A 26,003-nucleotide genomic window follows, 5' to 3' on the forward strand; every position below is an offset into this window, starting at 1 on the left:
AATAATAAAAACTGTTATTTTTACGAATAATTAAGTTTTAACTCTTTCGAAAAGTTAAAATATTATCAAGTTGATAATTTCGATATGTTTTTTTCATTTCACCATACCTTAAACTAATTCTAAATAAGCTAAAAAAGGAAAAAGCAGATCAATAAGCCGGATTCTGTAACTTAAAAAGTTCTTATCATTTATCTAGGTTTATGATTACTCATAAAATCTATCTGCCTACCCCTTAGAATCGTACGAGTAGCACTCAAGCTCTAATATACGTGGCATTGCACCGCATAGAGTTTACCTGATTTCACTACAGCATTACCTGTACATTCTTTCTGTTGCACTTGTCCTCAGTTTACACTGGACGGATGTTATCCGCTATGCTTACTCTTTGGTGTCCGGACTTTCCTCTAAAGTTTAAAATACTCTAGCGATAAGACTGATCTGCATTATGTATTTATATATCTTTCAAAAGTATCTTCATAAAAAAACCCACTCAAAGATTGAGTGGGAAAATTGCTATGAAAAAGAAAAAGTATCTAGAACGTCTTCTAGATGGTACAAATATACCATATTTTTTTACATGTAACAATAAAAAAATAAAAAATCTTTATTTTTTACGAGAACATGTCCTTCACTTTTTCAAAAAATGATTTGTCGTTTTTTTGAGGATTAGGTGAAAAATTATCATCCCCTAACATTGATTCAAAAAACTTACGTTGATCTTTTGTTAATTCTTGAGGCGTCCACACATTAATATGGATTAAGAAATCACCATTTCCATATCTTTCGATACTTGGTAATCCTTTACCTTTTAATCTTAAAATCTTTCCTGATTGGGTTCCTGCATCAATTTTAATCTTAACCTTTCCTGTTACAGTTTCGATTTCTTTAGAAGTCCCTAGAACTGCTTCAGAAAAATTGATGTATAAATCATAGTGAATATTACTTCCTTCTCTCTTAAGCGTTTCGTGTTGTACTTCTTCAATTAATACTAGTAAATCACCTGGAATAGAGTTTTTACCTGGAGCTTCGTTACCTTTTCCTCCTACTTTTAATTGAACACCTTCTGTAACACCTTCTGGAATATTAATAGAAACCGTTTCTTCCTTTACAATCATTCCATGTGCATCTGCATCATTCGGACGATTATCTATTACTTCACCAGAACCTTGACAAGTACTACATGTAGTTGCGGTTTGCATTCTACCTAAAATAGTATTTGTAACACGCATAATTTGTCCAGAACCGTTACATGTTGAACACGTTTTATACGTTACTCCATCGGCTTGAACTTTACGACGTACTTTCACCTTCTTCTCTACTCCATTCGCGATTTCTTCTAAAGTAAGTTTAACTCTTATTCTAAGATTCCCTCCTTTAACTCTAGCTTGACGACGACCTCCGCCACCAAAACCACCGAAACCTCCTCCAAAGGCTCCTCCAAAAATATCACCAAATTGGCTAAATATGTCATCCATATTCATACCGCCGCCGCCGAAGCCGCCTCCGCCTTCAAACGCTGCATGTCCGAATTGATCGTAACGAGCTTTCTTTTGCTCATCACTTAAAACCTCATATGCTTCCGCACACAATTTAAACTTTTCTTCAGCCTCTTTATTATCAGGATTTTTATCAGGATGATATTTAATCGCCATCTTACGATAAGCCTTCTTGATTTCAGCTTGAGTAGCCGATTTAGAAACTCCTAATATTTCGTAATAATCTTGTTTTGCCATGTTTTTTCAATTATCAATGATCAATAATCGATTATCAATTTGATACTAATTTATTGACCAGTGTACATTGTTTATGTTTATGATTGTCCCACAACTACTTTTGGGTGACGAATAATTTTATCTCCTAACTTATATCCCTTTTCAACGCAATCAATAATCTTTCCTTTTAGATCTTCTGAAGGTGCTGGAATTTGCGTTATTGCTTCATGAGTATCTGCATCAAAATCATCTCCTTGCTTTACATCAATTGCAGATAATCCCTTTTGCTCTAACGTTTTTAGAAGTTTTTGATATATTAATAAAACACCCTTTCTTAGCTCTTCTGCCTCTTTATCATCTTCAATATGTGTCAAAGCTCTCTCAAAATCATCCAAAATTGGCAGTAAAACTGTCATTAATTCCTGACCTGCCGTTTTAAATAATTCAATTCTTTCTTTGGTAGTTCTCTTTTTATAATTTTCAAACTCTGCAAATAGACGTAAATATCTGTCTTTCTCAGCTTTTAATAAATCCTCAGTTGTTGGTTCTTCTTTCTTTGTTTCCTCTTTATTTTCAGCAGCATTATCTTCAGGATTTATTTTTAAATCACCGTTTTCAACAGCATCTTTAATCTCATCCTCCTTTGTATATTCACCTTTACTCATTGTAAAATAGTTTCTTTATAATTTTCTCATACAAAATTAGCAAGAATACTGCCATTAGTTAAATAATGCCATATTGACATTAACATAAATCTAATACAAGTATAGTTTTAATTTAAAACCAATCTAAAACCACATTCTTATTTTTTTATTACCTTGTCTTTCAATAAAATATAAAACACCCCTATTATGAAAACGACTTTATTAAAAGTTTTAACTGCTAGTTTAGTATTAATTACTGTTTCGTGTAAAAGTAATCCAGCTGAAAGTCCAGAACATAAGGCTTTAGTGGCAGAACATGAAACAATGATGAAAACTCATGAAGAAATTGAAAAGAAACACGCTGCAATGAGCGATGATCATAGTAAAATGGTTTCTTCTCATAAAGATTTAGAAAATGATTCGATTCATGTAGCTAATGAAAAAAATCATGCAACAATATTGAGTTCTCACACTTCTTTGATAGAAAAACACAAACTTCTTGTTGAAGAACATAAAGCTCTTGAGGAAAAGCATGCTACAGGTAAAATTAGCTTAGAGGAAATGACTAAAGATCATGAAAAACTTAAGAAACAGCATTTAGAAATGATTGACGAACATCATAAAATGCTTAAAGATCATGAAACTGTAAAGGCTGAGGACACAAAAATGTTAGAAGAGCATAAAGAAGAGCCAAAAGAATCTACTGAAGGAAAGTAGATTTTCAACTTTAACTTACTAATAAAAAAGCATCTAAAATTTAGATGCTTTTTTTTAACATTTATTTTTTCGAGAATCTCTACCTAATTAAAACTTACTTTCATATTTTTAAAATAGTTTAATCAAATATTAACTTAAAAGTCCCTTTGGAAATCATGAAAAAAACAATTTTAAACGTGAAAGGTGCTACTACATTAAGTAAAGCACAACAACAAGAAGTAAATGGAGGAATCGATTTAATCGGTTACGGAGATTTAAGTAAATGCGGATGCGATTGTGCTGGTAATGTTACTGGTCCATTGTATTGCCAAAAGTTTATGGCTTGTCCTCAAGTTTACACTTGTGAAGAAATTATGTAAAATTAGATTTTTATGTAAAAAAAGGCGTCTGAAACAGACGCCTTTTTTATTTATATCAGAATGTGATACTAATTTTCAATTCTTTCAATTTTTGCACCTAATGCTTGAAGTCTAGGAACAATTTTTTCATAACCTCTATCGATTTGCTCAATATTATTTATGATACTCGTTCCTTTAGCTGATAATGCTGCTATTAATAATGAAATTCCAGCTCTAATATCAGGTGATGTCATTTTAGTAGCTTTCAATTGACTTTGGAAATCATGACCAATTACCGTTGCTCTATGTGGGTCACATAAAATCACTTTTGCTCCCATATCAATTAACTTATCTACGAAGAACAAACGACTTTCGAACATTTTTTGATGAATCAATACTGTTCCTTTGGCTTGAGTGGCCACTACTAAAACAATACTTAATAAGTCTGGTGTAAATCCAGGCCAAGGTGCATCTGCAACAGTTAATACAGAACCATCAATATAATTTTGTATCTCATAACTATCTTGTTCTGGAATATAGATATCATCACCTTTCTTTTCAAGATTGATTCCTAATTTCCTGAATACATTAGGAATTTGACCTAAATCTTTCCAACTTACATCTTTAATTGTTAACTCAGATTTAGTCATAGCAGCCATTCCAATCCAGCTACCAATTTCAATCATATCAGGTAAAATTCTGTGTTCACATCCACCTAAACTCTCAACACCTTCGATAGTTAATAAGTTTGAACCAACACCAGAAATCTTAGCTCCCATACTATTCAACATTTTAGATAATTGTTGAATATAAGGCTCACAAGCAGCATTGTAAATAGTTGTAGTTCCTTTAGCTAATACCGCTGCCATGATAATATTAGCAGTTCCAGTAACAGAAGCCTCATCAAGTAGCATATCAGTTCCTGTTAAACCTTCCTCAGCTTCTACACCATAAAAATATTCTTCTCTATTGTAACGGAATTTAGCACCTAAATTAATGAAACCTTCAAAGTGTGTATCTAAACGACGTCTACCAATTTTATCTCCACCCGGACGAGGAATATAACCTTTACCGAAACGAGCAAGTAATGGTCCAACAATCATAATTGAACCTCTTAACGAACTTCCATCTCTTTTAAAATCTGCACTTTCAAGATATTTTAAATTAATCTCATCAGATTGAAAACTGTATGAATTATCTCCAAGTTTTTCGATTTTCACACCTAATTCTCCTAGGATAAAGATTAACTTATTTACATCAATAATATCAGGAATATTATTAATTACAACTTTTTCTGGAGTTAATAACACTGCACAAATTACTTGTAAAGCTTCGTTTTTTGCTCCTTGAGGCGTAATAACTCCTTTTAATTTATGTCCTCCTTCAATTTTAAATGACGCCATTTACTTTTTTCTGTTTTTAGAATTTTTGTTGTTTGTTTTTTTCTTCCCTTGACTTGTTCTAGTTCTTTGAATACTCTTAGCATCTACAAGTTCATCTTCTCTTCCTTTAAAGTTTATTTGACCATCAGTTAATTCAAATAAATGATCAAATATTACTTCATCATCAACATTATCTTTATTCCAATTTAAATAACATTTTTTCATATGATTTGCAATTGCAAAAGCAAGTGCTTCCTTCATTTCTCCTTCTTCCCAAGTCAATGCAACATCAATCATTGTTTGAATGTTTGTACCATAAAACCTGTATTTAGAAGCAGATTTAGGATATGGTAAAGAATCAGGTTTTTCTCTCAGTTCCTCTTGAGATGGTTGATCATATGGAGAATCTACATCCAATTTAAAATCAGACATAATATGTAACTGATCCCATAATTTGTGTTTAAAATCTGGAACGTCTCTTAAATGAGGTTGTAAATTACCCATTACATCAATTATGGCTTTCGCCATTTTATTTCTTTCTTCTTTCGAAGGTAAGCTTACACAATGATCTACAAGCTTCTGTATATGTCTCCCATATTCTGGGATAATTAATTTTGTTCTTCCTGAATTATATTCTAAATCAAACGTCATATTCGTTTTTTATTTATTGCAAAGTAAGGATTAATTGTCAGTTATCAATTATTGCTTAATACTAATCTTAATTGCTGTTAAAAATGAGTTTTTAACCAATCACTTTAAGTTTAGCAAACTGTAATAATAACTTTTTCTTCCCTGCCGTTGCAAATTGTATTTCTGCTTTTTTATTTGGCCCTTTTCCTTCTAGTCCTACAACCTCTCCTTTTCCAAACCTATTATGTTCTACTATATTTCCAATCACAACTTCACTATCAAATAAATTAGTTTTTGAAGTAACTTCAGAAACCTTCTTCATTTTCCCTTTTGAAGGAATTAAATCGCCAGACTTTTTAGCCATAAATTCCTTACGCTTCTTTTGAATTGGCTTTTGGAAACGGATTTTCTTAGGTGCATCTTCAAATAAACTTGCATCTATAAATCTATTTGCAGAAGGTTCAGGTAATCTTGGAGCTATGTACTCTAGATATTGATCATCTATTTCCTCTAGAAATCTACTCGGTTCTCCGTCTGTAAGTTTTCCCCAACGATATCTGGTTTGTGCATAAGTTAGGTAGGCTTGTTTCTCAGCTCTAGTCAACGCTACATAAAACAACCTTCTTTCCTCTTCTAATTCACTTCTCGTGTTCATACTCATTGCAGAAGGAAATAAGTTCTCCTCTAAACCAACAATATAAACATATGGAAACTCTAATCCTTTAGCCAAGTGAATGGTCATTAATGAAACTCTTGGTGTTTCGTCCTTTTTATCAGAATCAAAATCTGTAGCCAAAGCAACATCTTCTAAAAAGATTGGTAAAGAAGCATCTTCTCCAGCTTCAATTTTATCAGTAATAAAATCTTTTATACCATTTAATAATTCCTGTACATTTTCAACTTTACTTACACCTTCAGGAGTTCCATCTTTCTGTAAATCCTTAACTAACTGAGTTTGTTTCACAACTAAATCAGCAACTTCAAAGGCATTTTTTGATTGTGCCTCAATTTGAAAACGCTGAATCATATTCGCAAAATTCTCAAGTTTTGTTTTCGTACCCGAGTTTACATTTACATCTAAAAGCGGTAATGTTTGAATTACTTCGAAAATAGATTTCTTGTAATGATTAGCGGCAATAGTTAATTTATCTATTGTAGTTTGACCAATCCCTCTTGCTGGATAATTGATCACTCTTTTTAGAGCTTCCTCATCGTTTGGATTGATTAACAATCGTAAATAAGAAAGTAAATCTTTAATCTCTTTTCTTTGATAGAATGAAATACCTCCATAAATTTTATACTTAATATCTTTTTTACGAAGTGCATCCTCCATTGCTCTTGATTGAGCATTGGTTCTATACAAAATGGCAAACTCATCATTAGTGAGTTGATTGTTCATCTTATTATCAAAAATCGATTGCGCTACAAAACGTCCTTCTTCTCCATCTGAAATGGTTCTCATTACTTTAATAGAACCTCCATCATCATTAGCTGTCCAAACTTCTTTATCTAATCTCGTTTTATTTTTAGCAATAACAGAATTAGCTGCATTAACAATATTCTTCGTAGATCGATAATTTTGCTCTAACTTAAAAGTTTTCACATCTGGATAATCCTTCTGGAAATTTAAGATGTTTTGAATATTTGCTCCACGGAAGGCGTAAATACTCTGTGAATCATCTCCTACTACACAGATATTTTGGAAACGATCTGCTAATGCTCTTACAATTAAATACTGAGAATGGTTTGTATCCTGATACTCATCTACAAGTATATATCTAAATCTATTTTGATATTTCGCCAATACATCGGGAAATCTAGCTAACAATTCATTGGTACGTAGTAATAAATCATCAAAATCCATTGCTCCAGATTTAAAACAACGATCCACATATTCTTTATAAATATCACCTGTTTTTGGTCGGCTTGCCATTAAATCTGCCTCTTGTAAGTCAGAGTTATTAAAATACGCTCTAACTGTAATTAAGCTATTTTTAAATGAAGATATTCTACTTAATATTTGCTTAGGTTTGTATCGATCTTTATCAAGATTCATTTCCTTGATAATTGATGTAATTAACCTAACAGAATCCTGAGTATCATAAATTGTAAAATTCGATGGATATCCCAATTTATCGGCCTCTGACCTCAAAATTCTAGCGAATACGGAGTGAAAAGTTCCCATCCATAAATTCTTAGCTTCGCTATATCCTACTACTTTACCAATCCTCTCTTTCATTTCTCGAGCTGCCTTGTTGGTAAATGTTAAAGCGAGAATATTAAACGAATCTACTCCTTGCTCCATTAAATGAGCAATTCTAAAGGTTAATACTCTAGTTTTACCAGAACCTGCTCCTGCAATAATAATCATTGGGCCATCTTTTTGTAATACGGCCGCTCTTTGTGGTTCGTTAAGTTGTTCTAAATAAGTACTCAAAGAATATAAATTTGATAAGTATTTAAAAGTGTTAAATTAGTTATTATTTCTACTTTAGAAACCATAAAAGGTTAAATTTTATTCACAATTTAATCTTTATAAACTTGAGTATATCTTACCTTTAGAATAAAGAAGAAAATATAACAATACTTCATAACAGCTTTTCGCTTTTATGTTTATTATATTTGATACATGAGAAGGTATTAGTTCAGCTATCCTTTTCCGAATCAAATCAAAGAAACGTAATTCAACTATTTAAAATGAAAAAATACAAAGCCCTTCTTTTTCTTTTAGTATCAATTACTGGTTTCTCACAACAATTAAATAAAGATTGTGAGGCTATCGAACAGAAAGTAATTGAATGGAGAAGAGATTTTCACCAAAACCCTGAACTTTCAAATCGTGAATTTAAAACTGCAAAAAAGATTGCAAAACATTTGAAATCTTTAGGTATTGAAACTCAAGAAAATGTTGCCAAAACAGGAGTTGTTGGAATTTTAAAAGGAAAAAAGCCTGGAAAAGTAATTGCTTTAAGAGCGGATATTGATGCTTTACCAGTTGTAGAAAGAAATGACTTAGCCTTTAAATCGACTGTAAAATCGACCTATTTAGGTAAAGAAGTTGGTGTAATGCACGCATGTGGACATGATACACATACTGCAATTTTAATGGGTGTTGCCGAAGTTTTATCGAAGCATAAAGACAAAATAAAAGGAACTGTAAAATTCATTTTTCAACCTGCTGAAGAAGGAGCGCCAGAAGGCGAAGAAGGTGGTGCAGAATTAATGGTTAAAGAAGGAGTTTTAAGAAACCCTGATGTTGATGCAATTTTTGGATTACATATTTCTTCTGGATTAGACGTTGGAACAATTAGTTATAAACCTGGAGGAATTATGGCTGCTTCCCAAACATTTAGAATAAAAGTAAAAGGAAAACAATCTCATGGTTCTAGACCATGGGCAAGTATAGATCCAATTATGATTTCAGCTAAAATTATTGACGCTTTGCAAACTATTATCAGTAGAGAAGTTGACTTAACTAATGAGGGAGCTGTTATTACTGTTGGAAAAATTGATGCTGGTGTTAGAAGCAATATTATTCCCGAATCAGCAGAAATGATAGGAACTATTAGAACTTTAGACTATGGAATGCAAAAACAAATTAATGATAGAATGAAAGAAATGGTGCCTGCTATTGCAAAATCGTACAGAGCCGAGGCAACAATTGAGATTGAAAAAGGTTATCCTATTACGTATAATAATATTGAATTGACGAAACAAGTACTTCCTACACTCCAAAATATGGCTGGGAAAGACAATGTAAAACTTATTAAAGCGATTACAGGAGCAGAAGATTTTTCGTTTTTTCAAAAGGAAATACCAGGATTTTATTTCTTTTTAGGAGGAAAAACTAAGGGAAATAAGAATCCTTATCCACATCATACCCCAGATTTTCAAATTGATGAAAGTGGAATGTTATTAGGCGTAAAAACTATGACACAATTAACTTTAGATTATTTAAATAATTAACAAACTGAATTGAATACATGGAAGACAAAATAATTGAAGGACTTGCATTTGCATTACCTGCTTTGGTAACTGGTGGAGTTGCTTACTTTATGTTTAGTGCTTTTTTACAAAGAGATGAAAATGAAAAAAAGTTTGAAGCCCTTATTCAAAAGAAAAAGGACAGCTTACCAACAAAACTTCAAGCATATGAACGATTACTATTGTTTTGCGAACGTATAAACCCTGCAAAATTATTAACAAGAGTTAATCCTATCGGAGCTGATTCTGATAGTTATGCGCATTTGCTGATTGCAAATATTGAACAAGAATATGAACATAATTTAGTTCAACAAATTTATGTTCATGAAGATGCGTGGAAAGCGGTTGTTGGTTCTAAACTTTCTATTATTAATAAGATTAGAAATACGGCAGAATCTAGTGATAATGCTCAAGTACTCCGAGAAAATTTATTAATTGATTATTCTCAAGTTGAAAGCCCAACAGAGACAGCAATAGCTATTATAAAACAACAAGTTAAGAGACTTATATAAAAGTAAAGAGGTTACCAAAAATGGTAACCTCTTTGTTTTAACAATAAATAGAAATGATGGTTTAAAATCTTGCTTCAAACTAACATCTAAATTTTACTCTTAGTTAAAGTATATTTTTGAAGCTCCTAAAGGCGCATCCATTGTCTTTGTTTTATCTGTAGTACTTAAATCAAAAATGTTTAATTTACTTACATCTGTAAAACTTGCATCTAGAGCATATAGCTTTCCGTCTTTTACTTCAAAACCATATAAATATCCATCAACAGCAGTTAATAATTTTGTAGATGGTAAAGCCGAGGCAGTAACATCCATTGAAAATACATCACTTCCAATTGTGTAATATAACTTACCATCATTAACTACCATTAATCCTGGATGAACTTCATCAGCAAATTCAATTTCAGAAGTAACTGAGTTCGTAGAAGTATTAATTTTTGCAATAGCTGCTTTTGTATGACCAATTACGTTGAAACTAGAATCATATAATGTTCTTCCTTCAGATAACACCACTAATTCATTATTAGAAGTGAAATACATTTCATCTGGTCTGTCTTTTACAGTTACTGTAGCCACATTTTTAGTGCTAATATCAATAACAGAAACAATGTTATTATTAGTGAAAGCTCCCTTATGAGTTACATATAACTTTCCATCTTTTTCCTTGATTCTTTCTGGTCCGTTTCCAACAGAAATTTTTTCAACTAAACTAGAAGTAGTCATATCAATTACAGCGATAAAATCATCTGTTTCATCTGAAGTAGATCCCCAGTTTGTTACATACCCTCTGTTTCCAACAACAGCAATATATCTTGGTGTTGATAATTGATCTGTAATTTGTCCTGTTTTTTGAAATGTGTAACGGTTTACAACAGTTACTGAATTTTGATTATCAACAACAATGTATGCGTTGTCTCCGTTAAAGCTAATTGACTGTAGATATATTCCTAAATCAGTACTATTTACCTTATTATAAATCTTATTCTCAGCTGTGGTGTAATCATTTGAAATGTAAGATATAGAACCAGAGCCAGCTCCGGATCCTTCTCCACTAATTAAAATACCATTTTCATAATCCCCTTTTGGTAAAACAGGATCATTGTCATCGCTACAAGAAGCAAGAAATATTGTTCCTGATAATAATAAGGCTTTAAAAATGAAATTAATTTTTTTCATTGTTTAGAATTTATAGTTTATGTTTAAATTATAGTTAATACCAGGCATAGGTCTATTTTGAACTACCGAATACTTGGTGTTCAAAACATTATTGACTTTAAATCCTATGCTTAAGTTTTGTCCTTCAGTTTTAATTAGATTATAATTACCTCCTATATTAGAAACGGTAAAACGATCTACTACGTAATCCTCATGATTACTTTCTGTTGTATATACTTTATCATTGAATAATAATTGATAAATCATAGAAAAACGATCGTAACTCAATCCAATATTTGAGTTACCTATATGTTTAGGTACAAAAGGTATCGATGTACCTGTTGCTTCATTTACTGCATCTACATATGTATAATTAAGAGATACATTTGCATCAACTTTATCAAATATTGATTGATTATAGTTTACAGCTAATTCAATTCCTTGATTTGTTGTTTCATCAAGATTAATAGGAACCCAAACTCCTGGTCTCGTAGGATCTCCATTTGGTGTCCAAATAATCTTATCTTTTGCATTAATATTGAAATAAGCAACATCAACAAACAATCTTTTCGATTTATATCCTACTCCAAACTCTCCCTGCAATGATGTTTCCGGAATTAAATTTTCATTTCCTTGACCTGGCCAAAACAAATCATTATATGTTGGGACTCTATAGTTTCTCGAGGTATTTGCTCTGAAAAAGAATTTATTGAATGGCGTTAATTTGAAACCAAAAGCATAACTCAAAGGAACATCAAAATCAGAATTATAATCCTTTCTCAACTTAATATCATAAGAAAATGCTCTTTTAACTTTATGATTGAAAATGAAAGCCTGAGAGAATTCTCGTCTATTACGTTCTTGTATTTGATCTGTTCTTCCAAATATACTTTCGAATCGAGTATTCGAAGTTATAGTTGCATTTATAGATGAGAAAGAATAATCAACTGTGACATCTGAATATATTCTGTCTGAATTTCCGAAATTGAAAACATCTAAATTTTTATCTCCGAAATACTTATACTTCTGAAACAAATACCCTAACCTTCCTGTTAATCGCCAGTTGTTCTTTTTATATTCAAGAGATAATAAATTTCTTTGATTTATATCTTGATACTTGTCATTGGCTGAAGTTGGATTTGGTAGTTCTCCAGAAAACAAACGATCACCGAAATAATATGTAGTAAAGAATTGTAAAACTAGTGCGTCTGTAAATTTATACGCATTAGAAAAACTAACTGTATAATTTTCAAAAGCTCCATTTGAATTTCTAAACTCTGAATCTAAAAATGGGTAATCATTGTCCGATTTACTGTAAGAAACACCAAAATTTAAAGCATACTTTTCGGTTGCATACTTTAATTTATACAAACTATTAATTGAAGTAAAACTACCTACTGTACTAACAATTTGATTTGTAAATGTTTTATCTTCTTTAAATTCTAAAACATCGTTCAAGTGAATTGTTCCTCCTATAGCTCCAGATCCAAACTCAATACTTCCTCCTCCACTTCTTACATTTAATTCATCATACAAACCAACCGTTAAAGAATTAAATCCTGTTTGACCGTTATTAATAGAATTAATATTAATACCATTCCACATTACTGCAGTATTTGATGAACTTGTTCCTCTAAAACTAGCAGAACTTGTTCCTCCCACTCCGTGTTCTCTTAAATAAATTGGAGTATTGAAACGTAATAACGTAGTGAACGATTCTAGATTATTTACAATTATAGAATCATTCAAGTTTACCACCTTTAAGGATTTTGAGTTCATTAGCAATCTCTTATTCGCCTGAACTACCACTTCATCCAAAGGATTATACAAACTATCTTTTTGTGCGTTTACTTTAACTATTGTAACACAAAAACAAAAAATGATAAATAAAACTTGCTTCATTATACGTCCTCTAAAAACCTTTATCCCGAAGGTTTGTTATCATATAACTCTTGGCAGGTCTCCTGGCTTGCGTATTGTAACTCACCTTCCCGCTTTCGCAGTGGTAAAAAGTAATAGCTACAATCGTATTAGCTTACAGTTGCGGGAACAGCTTCGGTTTCTCACCGAATTCCCTTTTAATTTATTCCAATGACATTAGAATAAAACCAAAAATCGAGGCAAATTTATGTTTTAATTACAAATTAGCAACTACTAAATCATGATAATTTGCGAATTTAACGTTTAACTCTTGTGAAATTGAGTACTATTCAGTGTAAATAATCACTGTAAAAGCTTAATTTATTGCTAGTCCTTTTTATTAAAATCTACATTTTTTCCATAACTGGATGTTTACTTTTTAAAATCCATTCACACTAAGAGTTGATGATTCATCAAAACATCATTAAATAAAATCAAAAACTCAAGTAAAATGAAAAAATTAAGAAAGCTAATGATCATTGGAATTCTTGCAGTAGGACAAGTTCTAATATCACAAAATCAAACCATCTCTAAATCATTCAGTAAAAAAGCCAATAAACCTTTACTGAACACGATAAAAAATCAATCTTTTACAGGAACTTGGAACACCTCTTTTGGTGAACTAAGACTTAAACAGTCTGGGAATAAAGTGTACGGTGATTATAAAAACGTTGGGAAAATAAATGGAATTTATAACAGCAAAACAAAAAAACTTACAGGTACGTTTACCAATAGAAAGAAAAAAGGATTTATAGAATTCATATTATCTGGAAATAAATTTACTGGTAAATGGGGTTGGAATAAAGGTAAACTTAATAGTACATGGAACGGTACAAAAACTAATTCAGCATCGAAAACTACAGTAACTAAAAACTTAACTGTTTCTAAAAACAAGAACATTAATTGGAAACGAATTTTTAAACAACCTGTGGTTATTAATTCATATAATAAAGGTACTGCACCAAAAGCAAACAGACCAGTTGTAAAAACTGTAAATGGTGAGACTGTTACGGTATCTATAAATGAAAAAGGTAAATTCAGTAATCGCCAGAGAGAAACCAAAACTGTACAAAAGGATAGGGATTGTGTACAAAGAACCTATACCATGGATGTTAATACAAGTACAATTGATTTTATAAAAATGAATCAAAATGCAGATTGGTTACAACCTGGAGCTTTGTTAGAAACTCAATCGGTATTAACGGGAAGCAACGCTGTAGCTTATCAAGCAAGAAATCCTATTAATTTAGCCATTACTGCAAACGGAGAACGAATTATTAAAAGTGTAACTGTTAACAATCCTACTCCTACTCAATTAACTAGTGAAGCTAACAGATTGATTTCTCAATCTAACAGTTATGCATCAGGAGCGGAAATTAAATACGAGTCAAAAGAAATTCATTCAGAAAAGGATTTTGCGTTAAAAGTAAATGGATATTACAATGATATTTCAGGAATCAAAGCTAGTCTAGGATTTAACTTTAGTAAAAAAACGAAACGTAATTATGTACTTGTAGATTTTACACAAAGCTATTATACAATTTTTACAGATCCTTTGAACCCTACACAAGTTTTTAAAAATCCATCTGACAATTCTAAAGTTAATGATTACGTATATATCAGTAGTGTTACTTACGGTAGAAGAGCATTGCTTATGCTAGAAACTGATTATACAGCAAAACAAGTAGAATCAGCATTAAACGCAGAATATGATGCTGCTGGCACTCGAGGAGGAGTAAATATTGATGTAAACATGAAAGATATTATCAGCAACTCAAATAAAAAACTAATTGTTTACGGAGGTAGCGCTAGAGATGCAGTAAAAATCATTAATGAAAATGATATGTTGAAAGGGTTTAAAAATTACATTCAAAGTTCTTTTAATGGAGTTGGTACAGGAAATGGTAAACCTATTGGATATTCGTTCCGATTTGCTTCTGATAATAAATTATGTGCACTAAGAAGTCAATTCAAACAAACAAGAGAGGAATGCAAACCATTTGTACCTGAAGTGAAAGTTAAATTAACGATTTCTAAAGTAAAGTGTTTAGCAAGTGATGATAGAGATAACATGGATGATTATATCATTAATCTTTCTGCAAAGAGTAAAAACCATAATGGAAAAATAATTCCAATGGTACAGCCTGAATTTTTATTTAGAAATGCGATACATGATAATTTATACAAATCCAATAAAAACAATGTCCGTCTTATCAAATCAGATGAAAAAGCGCAAATTCACATAAGAGAAGGTAAAACTCAATCAATTTATAACTCTGGAATCTATAAAATATCAAAAGAAGATATTGGATCTAATGCTTCCATTGATTTAACATTAGACATCGTGGAAAGAACTGGTAAAGACAGGATCAGAATTGCAAAAAATGAACTAAGAAGGATCAACTTAAAAGAGGCATTACGCTATCTTCAAAAAGTAACCAACTTTACCGATTACGGAAACCCTATAAATAAAAGTGGTGATATTAAAGGTAGATACATAAAATTAAAACAAGGATATACTATTATGAAAGAAGTAGGAAATCCAGATGGTCAAAGAGTTTTAGAAGGATATTTTTGGAATGGAAACAAAAAAAGAAAAACTGCTGTTTTCTTCACCTTAGAACTTGTAGAAGACAATTAAAATACTAATATTGACTTAATACAAAGATTCTTCGTTTTGAAGAATCTTTGTTGTTTATTTCTAAAATATGTTTAATCTATAATCCGTTATGAATAGAAACAAATTCATGGAAGATTTATAAATCAGCCACTAATAAATCGTGATAATTTGCGAATTTAACGTTTAACTCTTCTGAAACTGAATAATATTCAGGATGAATCATTGCTGCCAAACATTCAATTCCATCAACTAAAGTACTTGCAGATGACTGCGTAAACATTGCAAAATCTGCTATGTACACTTGTTTATTTTTTACAGCTCTTAATTCATTCCAATTTGGTTTATCAATTAAAAACTCCATGTCTTCCATCGTTCTTTCTATACCATAACCACATGGAGCAATAATTAAAACTTCAGGATCATATTTTACTATTTTATCCCAAGAAATAACAACACTATCACCTGATGGATGCGATAATAAATCTATGCCTCCAGCATAACCAATTTGATGAGGAATCCAGTGACCACAATTAAACAATGGCTCAATCCATTCCAATAACATTATACTTTTCGATTGAATCTTATGCTCTCTTTGTACATCAACTACATTGGCTATTCTCTCTTTCAATCCATTAATGTAATTTATACCAATAGTTTCTTGCTTCATTGCTTTAGCTATTGTTAACGCATTATCAAAAACATCTTCTAAAGAATTCGGTGTTATGGATACAAGTTCAGGTACTTTTGGCAATTTATAAGCTGATCTTGCCACAGACTCCGTATCAATCTGACAAACATCACATACATCTTGAGTGAAAATTAAATCTGGCGCAACACTTTCTAAAATTGGCTCATCTACATAATATAATGTTCCTCCTTCAGCTTTAGTTTTAGAGAAGATTGCATTGATTTCTTCACTCGTTAAAGTTTGTCCTTCCAATTTATATTTTACCACAACTTTTTTCTCTTCTAAAGCAATTGATGGACACTCAAATGTGATTCCTTCCAAATAGTTTTGAAGTCCCATATCATAAATCATTTGCGTTACCGCAGGCATAAAAGAAGATACTTTCATAATAGTAAATTTAACATAGCAAAAATACGCAGTTCTGAATTATAATTTTCTTTTTGCAAAAAATCTTTCAATCTTTGTTCCGACTAAATAATTCTTCAATATGATGTATTATATCACAGGAGGTGAACGCTCTGGAAAGAGTAGTTATGCACAAAAATTAGCAGAATCTTTATCCGAAAAACCTTATTACTTGGCGACTTCAAGAATTTGGGATGAAGATTTTAAAAATCGTGTAAAACGACATATTTCTGATCGCGATGAGCGTTGGACTACGATAGAGGAAGAAAAGAACATTAGTGCTGTTATTCCTGAACAAGCAACTGTTGTTATTGATTGTGTTACCTTATGGTTAACTAACTTTTTTGCTGATACAAAAAACAATATTGAAGAATCTTTGCGTCTAGCCAAAGAAGAAATTACAAAACTTTCAGAGTTAAATGCAACCATAATTATAATTTCAAATGAAATTGGAATGGGACTTCATGCACAAACAGAGTCTGGCAGAAAATTTACCGAACTTCAAGGTTGGGTAAATCAGTTTATCGCCAATAAAGCTGATAAAGCCACATTCATGGTCTCAGGTTTACCATTAACTTTAAAATAATCAACTGAATGATTCAACCAATATCAACCGAATTAGAAAATCAATTACAAGAGAAAATAGATTTTAAAACGAAACCAATTGGTTCTTTAGGAACTTTAGAAACCATAGCCAAACAAATTGGTCAAATTCAAAATACACTTTCACCAACCTTAAACCAACCTACTATTGTTGTTTTTGCTGGAGATCATGGAGTTGTAAAAAGCAAACCTGTGAGTCCGTACCCACAAGAAGTAACGCAACAAATGGTCCTCAACTTTTTACAAGGTGGAGCAGCTATTAATGTTTTTTGTAATCAAAACGACATTAATTTACACATTGTAGATGCTGGTGTAAATGGTGATTTTCCAGAAAACGAGAAGTTGATAAACGCTAAAATAGGATTAGGAACTTCGGATTACAGCGAAGGACCTGCCATGAATAGTTCGCAACTTGAAGAAGCTTTAGTAAAAGGGAAAGAAATAGTTAAAGATCTGCACCAAAAAGGAACCAACATCATTGGATTTGGTGAAATGGGAATTGGTAATACTTCTTCAGCATCTTTGCTAATGACTTATTTTACTGGAATTCCTATTGAAGAATGTGTTGGAAGAGGAACAGGATTAGACGATAATGGAGTTCATAAAAAAGCAGAAGTTTTAAGAAATGTTTTCGATTTACATAGTTCTAATATCAAAACACCTAAAGATGCTATTCAATTTTTTGGAGGTTTTGAAATCGTAATGATGGTTGGTGCTATGTTGGAAGCTGCCGCTTTAAAAATGACCATTATTGTAGATGGATTTATCGTAACTTCAGCTTTATTAAGCGCTTACTATTTAGACAAAAACATCCTTGATTATTGCATTTTTGCGCACACATCAGGAGAACAAGGACATCAAAAAATGTTAGATCATTTAAAGGTTACTCCGCTATTACATATAGGAATGCGATTAGGAGAAGGATCTGGAGCTGCTGTTGCCTTTCCAATTATCAAATCTTCTGTTGAGTTCTTAAATAAAATGGCCACGTTTAAAAGTGCTAATGTTTCTGAAGCGAATTAAAAATCATATTCATTTGACATAATGAAAAAACAAGTCCATTATTTTTTAACCGCAGTACTATTTTTCACGAGAATTCCTTGTCCGAAATGGGTAGATCATTCTCCAGATGTTCTGAATAAAAGTAGCAGGTATTTTTCTCTCGTAGGAATCGTTGTTGGATCAATTTCTGCTTTGATTTATTATTTGGCGAGCTTTGTATTTTCAACAGATATTGCTTTAGTGATTAGTATGGTAAGTTCAGTTTGGACAACCGGTGCTTTTCACGAAGATGGTTTTGCAGATGTATGTGATGGATTTGGTGGTGGTTGGACCAAAGAGAAGATTCTAACAATTATGAAAGATTCTCGTTTAGGAACATTTGGAGTTATTGGCCTAATTAGCATTCTAGCGATTAAATTTCTAAGTCTTAAAGAACTTTCATTACAAAACTCAATTCCATTTATTTTGATCTCAGGTCATGCTATAAGTCGGTTTATAGCAACAGTTTTACTTTACACACACGAATACGTTCGAGATATTGATAGTTCTAAAGTAAAACCAACTACAAAACAAATGAGCACAAAATCATTAGTGATTTCTGGGATATTTGGAGTTTTACCTCTCTTACTGTTTCAAGATAAATTAGTATTCCTATCAATAATTCCTCTTTTTATCTGTTATGCCTATATGGGGCGTTTTTTCAATAAATGGATCGGTGGTCAAACTGGAGATTGTGCAGGGGCTTTACAACAAGTTGCTGAAGTCGTTTTTTATCTTTCATTATTAGTAATATGGAAATTGTTCTAGTAAGACATACAACACCAGATATAGCAAAAGGAATTTGTTATGGTCAATCTGATATTGATGTAGTAACTTCTTTCGAACAAGAAGCTCAATCCATAGTTTCAAAACTTAAGAAATATAATTTCGATAGCATGTATTCCAGTCCTCTGCAACGCTGTAAAAAATTGGCCCATAAAATTGGAAAGGATTTCAGTTTCGATGATAGGTTACTCGAATTAAATTTTGGGGACTGGGAATTGAAACCGTGGGACGATATTCCTAAAGAAGAAATAAATCCTTGGATGGAAGATTTTGTCAACCAAACTCCCAAAAACGGAGAATCTTATGTTGATCTTAACAAGAGAACGACTTCATTTGTAGAAGAAACTCTTAAAACATCTTATGACACTGTTCTTATTGTAACACACGCAGGTGTTATAAGAAGTCTCTGGGCTTATTTTCATCAAATTCCGTTAGAAAAATCATTTGATTTAAAATTAGAATACGGAGAAATATTAACAATAAACACTCTTGATTTACATCATGAATCTTAAATATACTTTCTATTTTATTTTCATTTTTACGTTATGCATCAGCTGTAAAAAAGAAACAGTTAAAAATACTTCTGAAGTCGTTAAAACTTCTATTAAATATGCTAAAGGTTTTGATATTGTTAATGAAAATGGAAATCGCTATTTAGTACTAAAAAAAGTATTTCAAAATGGAACTAACTCATATAAATACTTATTATCAGATAAGAGTAATTTCCAGAATAACACCTTAAAGGTTCCAGTTGAGAAATTAGTAATTACGAGTACAACTCATGTTCCTATGGTTGAACTTCTTGAAAAAGAAAAAGCAATTGTTGGATTCCCAAACACAAAATACATTTCATCTGAAAGAACAAGAGCCTTAGTTGACTCTGGTGCAATAACCGAACTAGGATCAGAACAAAGTATGAACACCGAAATTCTAATTGACTTGGAACCAGAATTGGTAATCGGTTTCTCTTTGCATCCAAACAATAAATTATACAACAACATTAAAAAGTTAGGAATCCCTGTTGTTTTTAATGGAGAATGGTTGGAAGAAACACCTTTAGGTAGAGCAGAATGGATTAAGTTCTTTGGAGCTTTATTAGGCAAAGAAAAGAAAGCAGATAGTATTTTTTCAGTAATTGAAAAGAATTATTTGGAAGCAAAAAAAATAGCTCAATCAACAAAAAAAAAACCAAAAGTATTATCAGGAAGTATGTTTAAAGACACTTGGTATGTTCCTGCAGGTGAAAGTTTCATGGCAAAATTTATGTCTGATGCAAACCTAAATTACATATGGAAAGATACTCAAGGAACAGGTAGTTTACAGTTGAGTTTTGAAAGTGTTTTAGATAAAGCACAGTTTGCTGATTTTTGGTTAGGTTGTGGTTTAAGTGAAACTAGAGAACAACTCATTAGCTCAAATCGTCATTACGATAAATTCGACGCTTTTAACAATAAAAAAATCTATACTATTGCTTCAAAAAAAGGACCAACTGGTGGTTTAATCTATTTCGAATTGGCTCCTACTCGACCAGATTTAGTTTTGAAGGATATGATAAAAATTACGAATCCAGAAACTTTACCAGATTATGATTTATTCTTTTTCAAATCCATGGAATAATCTTATTCTTTAATTCTTCAATCTTATTACTAAAAATTCTTTTGTCATTACAATTTGCAAATCTTAGCTGCATAGGATGAATAATTTAGAAGTGTCTCTAAAAAGAGAATTACTCTAATTAAACATCAATATTATGGCTAATAACATTAAGCATATTGTATATCTAATGCTAGAAAATAGATCTTTAGATCAAGTTTTAGGATGGTTATATGATGACAAAAATCCACCAAAGAAAAATATTCCATCTCAAACAACTCCAACATATAACGGTTTAAAACCAAGTTATTTTAACGTTGATAGTTCTGGACAAAAACATTTTGTTGTTAAAGGAACAAATAATAATATGAATGTACCTGTTCATGATCCACATGAAGAATATGCTCATGTGAATAATCAAGTATTTGGAACTACAACTACACCAACATCTCCTACTCCACCAACAATGGGAGGTTTTTACCAAGATTTTGCTTCTTTTAATGTTAAAACTGGAGAAATCATGGAATCTTATACTCCAGAAGAATTACCAGTTTTAAATGGTTTAGCAAAGAATTTTGCGGTTTCTGATATGTATTTTTCTTCTGTTCCAACGCAAACGGACTGTAATAGAGCTTTTGCCGCTTGTGGGAATTCATTAGGAAATACGAATGATAATGTATTAGAAGCTTGGGTGAATAACAGAGGAACTGATTATATTCCTCCAAACTTAAGTCAACCTAAAGGAAGACAGTTCAATCAAAAAACGATATGGAATGTATTATCAGAAAATGGATATGACACACCAAATGATTGGATGTTGTATAACAGTAATGGTAGTTGGTTAGAAGACCTTCTTGGAGTTGAAGGATATTCTTATACTCGAGATTTAATGCAAACAATTCAAGATCCTTCTTTTGATAATCATTTTGCAAATATGTCTGACTTTCTAGAAAATGCTAAAGCCGGTACTTTACCAACTTTTAGTTTTTTAGAGCCAGAATGGGGTTTAGAAATTCCGGTAGACATTCTTGGAGATTATATTGATATCGGTGCTCAAGGAACAGATTATCATCCACCAACCAATTTAGCACCAGGTGAAGTATTTGTAAAAAGTATTTATGATGCTTTAACTTCTAACAAAGAAGCATGGGATCAAACCTTATTTATTATCAATTTTGATGAACACGGTGGAACTTACGATCATGAACCTACACCTTGGAGAGCAAAAGCACCGTGGGATAATAGCACTGATGGAACACCAACTCCTGCACAATTTGAAGGAGATTTTCAATTTGATCGTTTGGGTGTAAGAGTTCCATTGATTTTGGTTTCTCCACTAATTGAAGCTTCTACTGTTTTCCGTGCAGAAGGAAATACACCTTATGATCATACTTCAGTATTAGCCACCATATTAAATATCATAGGAATACCTAAAGACAAATGGCAATTAGGAAGTAGAACTGCTAACGCTCCAACTTTTGAAAATGTTTTTCAAGGAAATTCATTAAGAACTGACATTCCTGTAATTACTGCAAATGCAGCAACAGTAGTTGATAACTCTTTAAGAAAAACAGTTGGTGTTAATGATATTCAATTACGAATGATGGAGAGTATTATTAATAAAACAATGAAGGAGAAAGGCTTAACGGCGAACAACTTGGATGAACTAGCCATAAAAAAACTCGACAAGAGTAAAACACTTGCCGAGCTTAGTTCTGATTTTGTAAATATTATTAAGAAGATTAAAGGAATCTAATAAATTCTTTTTCTAATGATTATCCTTTAGTAACTCAGGAAATTTACGCTTAAATCTATTTAATCTTGGAATGGAAACATTCTTAACATAAGGATTATTTGGGTTTAAGCGTTCATAATTTTGATGATACTCTTCAGCTTCATAAAACTTCTTCAGTTTTGTTACTTCCGTTGCTATTTTATTATCGTAAAATTGAGTGTTTAAAATCTTAATATAGTCTTCAATTATTTTCTTCTCTTCTGGATTAGAATAAAAAGCAATTGATCTATACTGAGTTCCATAATCAGGATGTTGACCGTTTACCGTAGTTGGATCATGTGAACCAAAAAACACTTTTACTAAAGTTTTAAAACTAACTTTTTTCGGATTGTAATACACAGCAACAGTTTCAGCATGTCCTGTAGTTCCTGTTCCTATTTTCCTGTAGGTTGGATTTTTCGTATTTCCTCCGGCATACCCTGAAACTGCTTCACTTACACCATCCACACTTTCGAAAATAGCCTCTACACACCAAAAACATCCACTAGCAAAATAAGCTACTTCTTGCTTTTTTTGAGCATTACTCACTGCAATTAATCCAACAAAAATTATCGTTATAAGTTTCTTCATTTTTAATCGTTTTGAACTTCGTCGTATGGTCTTTTTAATTCTTTCATTAAAATAAATAAAAAAAAGCTATTCGAGCCATTCGAATAGCTTTTCAGATTAAAAACTAACAAAATTCAACTTAGATGACTATTGAATATTTTTGTCTCCTACATTTGGGTTATAAACGTAGTTAAATGTGAAATGTCTTGCGTTATCTGCATTAGATGGATCATTGTCTTTATAATAGCTAATGATTTCCATTTTAGCATAGTTCCCATCCACAGTTCTTACAACAATAACTTTTCCTGCTAAAGGACTAATTAAATGCGTTGGCGGACCTGCATAGTTATACCATCCATTATCACTTCCTGTTGGTAAAGCGTAAGTCCCAGTAGCGTCTTGTGAATATGAAGCTGCATCTGCTGGTGCAACAACAACATCTCCGAAAGTTCCTGTCATAACTGTTAAAGCAGCATCACCCGTTCTTTCTGGTTCATCTGTTAATCCGCCAATTTTCGCTCCTCCGTTTACTAAAATTGTTGTTCCTCTAAAAGCAATATCCCAACTACTATCTGTTACTATTTCTCCCGTTTTAAAACTAAAACCTGTAAATGTTCCCGAAGTTACAGGTGGACTTTGAGTATAATCTGTGGTTTGTAAAGCTGGTAAATTAGTAACCGTTTTTGATTCTACCGGTAATACATTTGATCCATCATTGTTGTCGTCATTACATGAAGTGAAGACGAAACTTACAATCATTAAACTTGCTATTAATTTTAAGCGTTTCATATGTTTACTATTAATTGATAATTATTATTAAATATTAAATTGAATTCTGGTGTAAAAAGTTCTTCCTAAACGAAGAGCCGCATCTAGATTTTGAAAATTTTCTATATTTTCATTTCCATCACTATCAAAGAGATTATCAACTCCTAATTGAAGGTTCAGAGTATTGAAAAATTCTTTTTGAATTGCGATATTCACTAGTGTATTGCTCGCCACAAAATCATCAAAAGCATCTATCACATCTCCACTGTTATTGGTATCAAATAGTGCATATTTACTTCTGTAGAGTACACGAACGTTTGCTGAAAAATTATGCGTAAAGTTTTCATAAAATAGTTTAGCATTAGCGGTATGCTTTGATCTATTCGCTAAACCGAAATAATTACTTAGTGTTAATCTTTCTGAAGGAGAAGTTGTGGTTCTTCTAAAAAATACTTCTCCATTATTTATCCTTTGAATTTCTTCCTTATCACCCGTATCTAAAAACTGATAACCTAAAGAGAAACGGAGATTATTATTTACCTTATAATTAACATCTAACTCAACTCCTTGAGTAAATACTCGATCTCTATTTTCATATGAAAAAACTGATGTATTTGGTAAATCTGGAAAGTTTGTTGAAACGACGAAAGTGTTAATTAAATCTTTAATATCATTTCTAAACAAATTGATATTAATCTTTAATTGAGATATTGGTTTTAATTGAAAACCTAAGTTATATCCAATAGAACTTTCTGGTTTTAGCTCCTTACTTAATGAACTCACCTCTGGCCTATCTCCGTATAATTCGTGTAATACTTGAGTTCCCAATACAATATATCCTCCTGCTGTATTTCTAAAATTGAAAAATAATTGCCTAAAATCAGGGACTTTATATCCAAATCCAACTGAGGTTTTTGCTGTTAACCAAGTATTGATTTTATAGTTTGCAGAAAGCTTTGGACTAAAAGCAGACTTAAATTTATTAAAGGCATCGAATCTTAATCCGGCAATTACATTTATTCGTTCTGAAATATTTGTATCAAATTGACCAAATGCATAGTATGCATTAAACTGTTCTTTACCATCAAAAAAAGTTCTTTCTAAAGCATCGAAATTCCCACCAATACCTGTAACTAAAGTTCCACTATCTAAATGTAATTCTGTTTTAATTTCAGGTCTATATAGTGTTTGATTAAAAACTGAAGATTCTCCATTAAAGACACTTTCTGTTTTAAAACGGGTACCATATAACAGATAATTTATCTTAAATGAATCACTGAAATTATGCGATGTTTTTATGGAAGCTCCATAGTCCGTTCTTTTACCATCTCCTGAATCATTAAAAATTTCTTCAGTGAAATATCTTCCATCAATTGTAGTGTTTAGTTTTTCATTGAATTTATATGTTAAACGAAGATTCCCCGTACCATTTTGATATGCTTGTGCTGTATTAGAATTATCTCCTGGAGATAAATCATAAGCTCCTCCTGAGTTTAAATTTATTCCCGCGTCAATACCAAATCGGTTTTTACCATAAGTTAGATTCGCATTGATATCAAGTTCTTCTCTGGCTTGAATTCTAGACATATAACTTACAGAACCTTTAGTAACACCATCTTTTGGATTCTCCGTTATAATATTTATTACGCCTCCTAGAGCTTCAGATCCATATAAAGAAGATGATGGTCCTTTTACAATTTCTATCTGTTTGATGTTATTGATAGACAATCTATTCAAATCAATATTCCCTGAAGTTCTTCCTATTAGCGGTAATCCATTAACTAAAATTAAAGTGTAATCAGCATCTACACCTTGCATTTGAACACCTTCTGAATTACCAAAATCAGAAACCATAACTAATCCTGTTTGTTCTAAAATGATATCTCGTAATCGTGTTGAACCTGTTTGAAAAATTTGCTTTTTAGATATTAAAGTAACAGGCATAGGAACTGATGAAAGTTGTCTCTTCGTTCTTGTTGCTGTTACTATAACTTCATCTAGTTTATTATCTAAACTGTCTTTCTTCCTGTTTTCTTGGGAAAAAGACGGTATAATCGATATTACTATTAGTATTCTTAAAATCTTATTTAGAAACATTCTTAATAATTTTGACGCAAATATATGTTTTATTTTTAATCAATCTAAATAAATATTATAAATTTGC

Annotated in this window: 22 protein-coding genes, 1 other RNA gene and 1 riboswitch; of the genes, 11 read left to right on the forward strand and 12 right to left on the reverse strand. The window is 31.6% G+C overall.

What is annotated here, in order from left to right:
* Nucleotides 1–136 precede the first annotated feature (136 nt).
* From rnpB to ABNT61_RS04395, 3 genes are all read right to left on the reverse strand, one after another.
* Nucleotides 137–445, reverse strand: an RNA gene (gene rnpB, locus ABNT61_RS04385) — RNase P RNA component class A.
* Nucleotides 446–611: 166 nt separating this feature from the next.
* The gene (dnaJ, locus tag ABNT61_RS04390; RefSeq protein WP_348745005.1) at nucleotides 612–1,733 is read right to left on the reverse strand and encodes a molecular chaperone DnaJ; all 1,122 of its coding nucleotides are present in this window, start codon (nucleotides 1,731–1,733) and stop codon (nucleotides 612–614) included.
* A gap of 77 nt (nucleotides 1,734–1,810) precedes the next feature.
* Nucleotides 1,811–2,377, reverse strand: coding sequence for a nucleotide exchange factor GrpE (locus tag ABNT61_RS04395; RefSeq protein ID WP_348712305.1), 567 nt, complete (start codon nucleotides 2,375–2,377; stop codon nucleotides 1,811–1,813).
* A gap of 186 nt (nucleotides 2,378–2,563) precedes the next feature.
* Between ABNT61_RS04395 and ABNT61_RS04400 the strand changes: the two genes are divergently transcribed.
* Both ABNT61_RS04400 and ABNT61_RS04405 read left to right on the forward strand, forming a co-directional pair.
* A complete protein-coding gene (locus ABNT61_RS04400) occupies nucleotides 2,564–3,073 on the forward strand; it encodes a hypothetical protein (protein ID WP_348712306.1) in 510 nt (169 codons plus the stop codon).
* A gap of 155 nt (nucleotides 3,074–3,228) precedes the next feature.
* Complete coding sequence (locus tag ABNT61_RS04405) at nucleotides 3,229–3,432, forward strand: hypothetical protein (RefSeq protein ID WP_348745006.1); 204 nt, start codon at nucleotides 3,229–3,231, stop codon at nucleotides 3,430–3,432.
* Between the two features lie 68 nt (nucleotides 3,433–3,500).
* On the opposite strand, the gene murA is transcribed toward ABNT61_RS04405, so the two are convergent.
* The 3 genes from murA to ABNT61_RS04420 form a co-directional block, all read right to left on the reverse strand.
* The gene (murA, locus tag ABNT61_RS04410) at nucleotides 3,501–4,814 is read right to left on the reverse strand and encodes a UDP-N-acetylglucosamine 1-carboxyvinyltransferase (protein ID WP_348745007.1); all 1,314 of its coding nucleotides are present in this window, start codon (nucleotides 4,812–4,814) and stop codon (nucleotides 3,501–3,503) included.
* On the reverse strand, nucleotides 4,815–5,444 hold the full coding sequence (locus ABNT61_RS04415; RefSeq protein WP_348742120.1) for a DUF4290 domain-containing protein: 630 nt from the start codon (nucleotides 5,442–5,444) through the stop codon (nucleotides 4,815–4,817).
* A gap of 91 nt (nucleotides 5,445–5,535) precedes the next feature.
* A complete protein-coding gene (locus ABNT61_RS04420; protein WP_348712310.1) occupies nucleotides 5,536–7,860 on the reverse strand; it encodes an ATP-dependent helicase in 2,325 nt (774 codons plus the stop codon).
* A 260-nt stretch (nucleotides 7,861–8,120) separates the two neighbouring features.
* Between ABNT61_RS04420 and ABNT61_RS04425 the strand changes: the two genes are divergently transcribed.
* A complete protein-coding gene (locus tag ABNT61_RS04425) occupies nucleotides 8,121–9,389 on the forward strand; it encodes an amidohydrolase (RefSeq protein WP_348742121.1) in 1,269 nt (422 codons plus the stop codon).
* A 17-nt stretch (nucleotides 9,390–9,406) separates the two neighbouring features.
* A complete protein-coding gene (locus ABNT61_RS04430) occupies nucleotides 9,407–9,919 on the forward strand; it encodes a hypothetical protein (protein WP_348712312.1) in 513 nt (170 codons plus the stop codon).
* 99 nt (nucleotides 9,920–10,018) lie between these two features.
* Here ABNT61_RS04430 and ABNT61_RS04435 read toward each other — a convergent pair whose 3' ends face one another.
* The gene (locus ABNT61_RS04435) at nucleotides 10,019–11,092 is read right to left on the reverse strand and encodes a cell surface protein (RefSeq protein ID WP_348742122.1); all 1,074 of its coding nucleotides are present in this window, start codon (nucleotides 11,090–11,092) and stop codon (nucleotides 10,019–10,021) included.
* A 3-nt stretch (nucleotides 11,093–11,095) separates the two neighbouring features.
* Nucleotides 11,096–12,973, reverse strand: coding sequence for a TonB-dependent receptor plug domain-containing protein (locus tag ABNT61_RS04440; protein ID WP_348742123.1), 1,878 nt, complete (start codon nucleotides 12,971–12,973; stop codon nucleotides 11,096–11,098).
* Nucleotides 12,974–13,007: 34 nt separating this feature from the next.
* Nucleotides 13,008–13,199, reverse strand: a riboswitch (cobalamin riboswitch).
* A 243-nt stretch (nucleotides 13,200–13,442) separates the two neighbouring features.
* On the opposite strand from ABNT61_RS04440, the gene ABNT61_RS04445 reads away from it, so the two are divergent.
* Nucleotides 13,443–15,632, forward strand: a complete 2,190-nt coding sequence (locus ABNT61_RS04445) for a thiol-activated cytolysin family protein (RefSeq protein WP_348742124.1) — start codon at nucleotides 13,443–13,445, stop codon at nucleotides 15,630–15,632.
* 115 nt (nucleotides 15,633–15,747) lie between these two features.
* Here the strand turns inward: ABNT61_RS04445 and ABNT61_RS04450 are convergent, their stop codons facing one another.
* On the reverse strand, nucleotides 15,748–16,686 hold the full coding sequence (locus tag ABNT61_RS04450) for an ABC transporter substrate-binding protein (protein ID WP_348742125.1): 939 nt from the start codon (nucleotides 16,684–16,686) through the stop codon (nucleotides 15,748–15,750).
* Nucleotides 16,687–16,786: 100 nt separating this feature from the next.
* Between ABNT61_RS04450 and ABNT61_RS04455 the strand changes: the two genes are divergently transcribed.
* From ABNT61_RS04455 to ABNT61_RS04480, 6 genes are all read left to right on the forward strand, one after another.
* Nucleotides 16,787–17,290 carry a bifunctional adenosylcobinamide kinase/adenosylcobinamide-phosphate guanylyltransferase gene (locus ABNT61_RS04455; protein WP_348742126.1) on the forward strand — a complete coding sequence of 168 codons (504 nt, stop codon included), beginning with the start codon at nucleotides 16,787–16,789 and terminating at the stop codon, nucleotides 17,288–17,290.
* A gap of 8 nt (nucleotides 17,291–17,298) precedes the next feature.
* Nucleotides 17,299–18,330, forward strand: a complete 1,032-nt coding sequence (gene cobT, locus ABNT61_RS04460) for a nicotinate-nucleotide--dimethylbenzimidazole phosphoribosyltransferase (RefSeq protein WP_348742127.1) — start codon at nucleotides 17,299–17,301, stop codon at nucleotides 18,328–18,330.
* 21 nt (nucleotides 18,331–18,351) lie between these two features.
* Nucleotides 18,352–19,116, forward strand: coding sequence for an adenosylcobinamide-GDP ribazoletransferase (locus ABNT61_RS04465; RefSeq protein WP_348742128.1), 765 nt, complete (start codon nucleotides 18,352–18,354; stop codon nucleotides 19,114–19,116).
* Nucleotides 19,101–19,646 (forward strand): alpha-ribazole phosphatase, encoded by a 546-nt coding sequence (cobC, locus tag ABNT61_RS04470; RefSeq protein ID WP_348745008.1) that lies wholly within the window; start codon nucleotides 19,101–19,103, stop codon nucleotides 19,644–19,646. Before ABNT61_RS04465 ends, cobC begins: the two co-directional genes overlap by 16 nt.
* Nucleotides 19,636–20,751, forward strand: a complete 1,116-nt coding sequence (locus tag ABNT61_RS04475; protein ID WP_348745009.1) for an ABC transporter substrate-binding protein — start codon at nucleotides 19,636–19,638, stop codon at nucleotides 20,749–20,751. The genes cobC and ABNT61_RS04475 overlap by 11 nt, the downstream gene beginning before the upstream one ends.
* 133 nt (nucleotides 20,752–20,884) lie before the next feature.
* Nucleotides 20,885–22,483, forward strand: coding sequence for an alkaline phosphatase family protein (locus ABNT61_RS04480; RefSeq protein WP_348745010.1), 1,599 nt, complete (start codon nucleotides 20,885–20,887; stop codon nucleotides 22,481–22,483).
* A 12-nt stretch (nucleotides 22,484–22,495) separates the two neighbouring features.
* On the opposite strand, the gene msrA is transcribed toward ABNT61_RS04480, so the two are convergent.
* From msrA to ABNT61_RS04495, 3 genes are all read right to left on the reverse strand, one after another.
* Nucleotides 22,496–23,092 (reverse strand): peptide-methionine (S)-S-oxide reductase MsrA, encoded by a 597-nt coding sequence (gene msrA / locus ABNT61_RS04485; RefSeq protein WP_348745011.1) that lies wholly within the window; start codon nucleotides 23,090–23,092, stop codon nucleotides 22,496–22,498.
* 126 nt (nucleotides 23,093–23,218) lie between these two features.
* Entirely contained in the window at nucleotides 23,219–23,860 is a 642-nt protein-coding gene (locus tag ABNT61_RS04490) for an HmuY family protein (RefSeq protein WP_348745012.1), read from the reverse strand.
* A 27-nt stretch (nucleotides 23,861–23,887) separates the two neighbouring features.
* Complete coding sequence (locus tag ABNT61_RS04495) at nucleotides 23,888–25,936, reverse strand: TonB-dependent receptor (protein ID WP_348745013.1); 2,049 nt, start codon at nucleotides 25,934–25,936, stop codon at nucleotides 23,888–23,890.
* Between the last annotated feature and the right edge of the window lie 67 nt (nucleotides 25,937–26,003).

The sequence above is a fragment of the Tenacibaculum sp. 190524A05c genome, from assembly GCF_964036595.1.
Taxonomy (GTDB): domain Bacteria; phylum Bacteroidota; class Bacteroidia; order Flavobacteriales; family Flavobacteriaceae; genus Polaribacter; species Polaribacter platacis.

Bases quoted from the DNA above. Each gene is read 5' to 3' on its own strand.
- dnaJ (WP_348745005.1), bottom strand. From the start codon at position 1,733: ATGGCAAAACAAGATTATTACGAAATATTAGGAGTTTCTAAATCGGCT.
- ABNT61_RS04395 (WP_348712305.1), bottom strand. From the start codon at position 2,377: ATGAGTAAAGGTGAATATACAAAGGAGGATGAGATTAAAGATGCTGTT.
- ABNT61_RS04400 (WP_348712306.1), top strand. From the start codon at position 2,564: ATGAAAACGACTTTATTAAAAGTTTTAACTGCTAGTTTAGTATTAATT.
- ABNT61_RS04405 (WP_348745006.1), top strand. From the start codon at position 3,229: ATGAAAAAAACAATTTTAAACGTGAAAGGTGCTACTACATTAAGTAAA.
- murA (WP_348745007.1), bottom strand. From the start codon at position 4,814: ATGGCGTCATTTAAAATTGAAGGAGGACATAAATTAAAAGGAGTTATT.
- ABNT61_RS04415 (WP_348742120.1), bottom strand. From the start codon at position 5,444: ATGACGTTTGATTTAGAATATAATTCAGGAAGAACAAAATTAATTATC.
- ABNT61_RS04425 (WP_348742121.1), top strand. From the start codon at position 8,121: ATGAAAAAATACAAAGCCCTTCTTTTTCTTTTAGTATCAATTACTGGT.
- ABNT61_RS04430 (WP_348712312.1), top strand. From the start codon at position 9,407: ATGGAAGACAAAATAATTGAAGGACTTGCATTTGCATTACCTGCTTTG.
- ABNT61_RS04435 (WP_348742122.1), bottom strand. From the start codon at position 11,092: ATGAAAAAAATTAATTTCATTTTTAAAGCCTTATTATTATCAGGAACA.
- ABNT61_RS04440 (WP_348742123.1), bottom strand. From the start codon at position 12,973: ATGAAGCAAGTTTTATTTATCATTTTTTGTTTTTGTGTTACAATAGTT.
- ABNT61_RS04445 (WP_348742124.1), top strand. From the start codon at position 13,443: ATGAAAAAATTAAGAAAGCTAATGATCATTGGAATTCTTGCAGTAGGA.
- ABNT61_RS04450 (WP_348742125.1), bottom strand. From the start codon at position 16,686: ATGAAAGTATCTTCTTTTATGCCTGCGGTAACGCAAATGATTTATGAT.
- ABNT61_RS04455 (WP_348742126.1), top strand. From the start codon at position 16,787: ATGATGTATTATATCACAGGAGGTGAACGCTCTGGAAAGAGTAGTTAT.
- cobT (WP_348742127.1), top strand. From the start codon at position 17,299: ATGATTCAACCAATATCAACCGAATTAGAAAATCAATTACAAGAGAAA.
- ABNT61_RS04465 (WP_348742128.1), top strand. From the start codon at position 18,352: ATGAAAAAACAAGTCCATTATTTTTTAACCGCAGTACTATTTTTCACG.
- cobC (WP_348745008.1), top strand. From the start codon at position 19,101: ATGGAAATTGTTCTAGTAAGACATACAACACCAGATATAGCAAAAGGA.
- ABNT61_RS04475 (WP_348745009.1), top strand. From the start codon at position 19,636: ATGAATCTTAAATATACTTTCTATTTTATTTTCATTTTTACGTTATGC.
- ABNT61_RS04480 (WP_348745010.1), top strand. From the start codon at position 20,885: ATGGCTAATAACATTAAGCATATTGTATATCTAATGCTAGAAAATAGA.
- msrA (WP_348745011.1), bottom strand. From the start codon at position 23,092: ATGAAGAAACTTATAACGATAATTTTTGTTGGATTAATTGCAGTGAGT.
- ABNT61_RS04490 (WP_348745012.1), bottom strand. From the start codon at position 23,860: ATGAAACGCTTAAAATTAATAGCAAGTTTAATGATTGTAAGTTTCGTC.
- ABNT61_RS04495 (WP_348745013.1), bottom strand. From the start codon at position 25,936: ATGTTTCTAAATAAGATTTTAAGAATACTAATAGTAATATCGATTATA.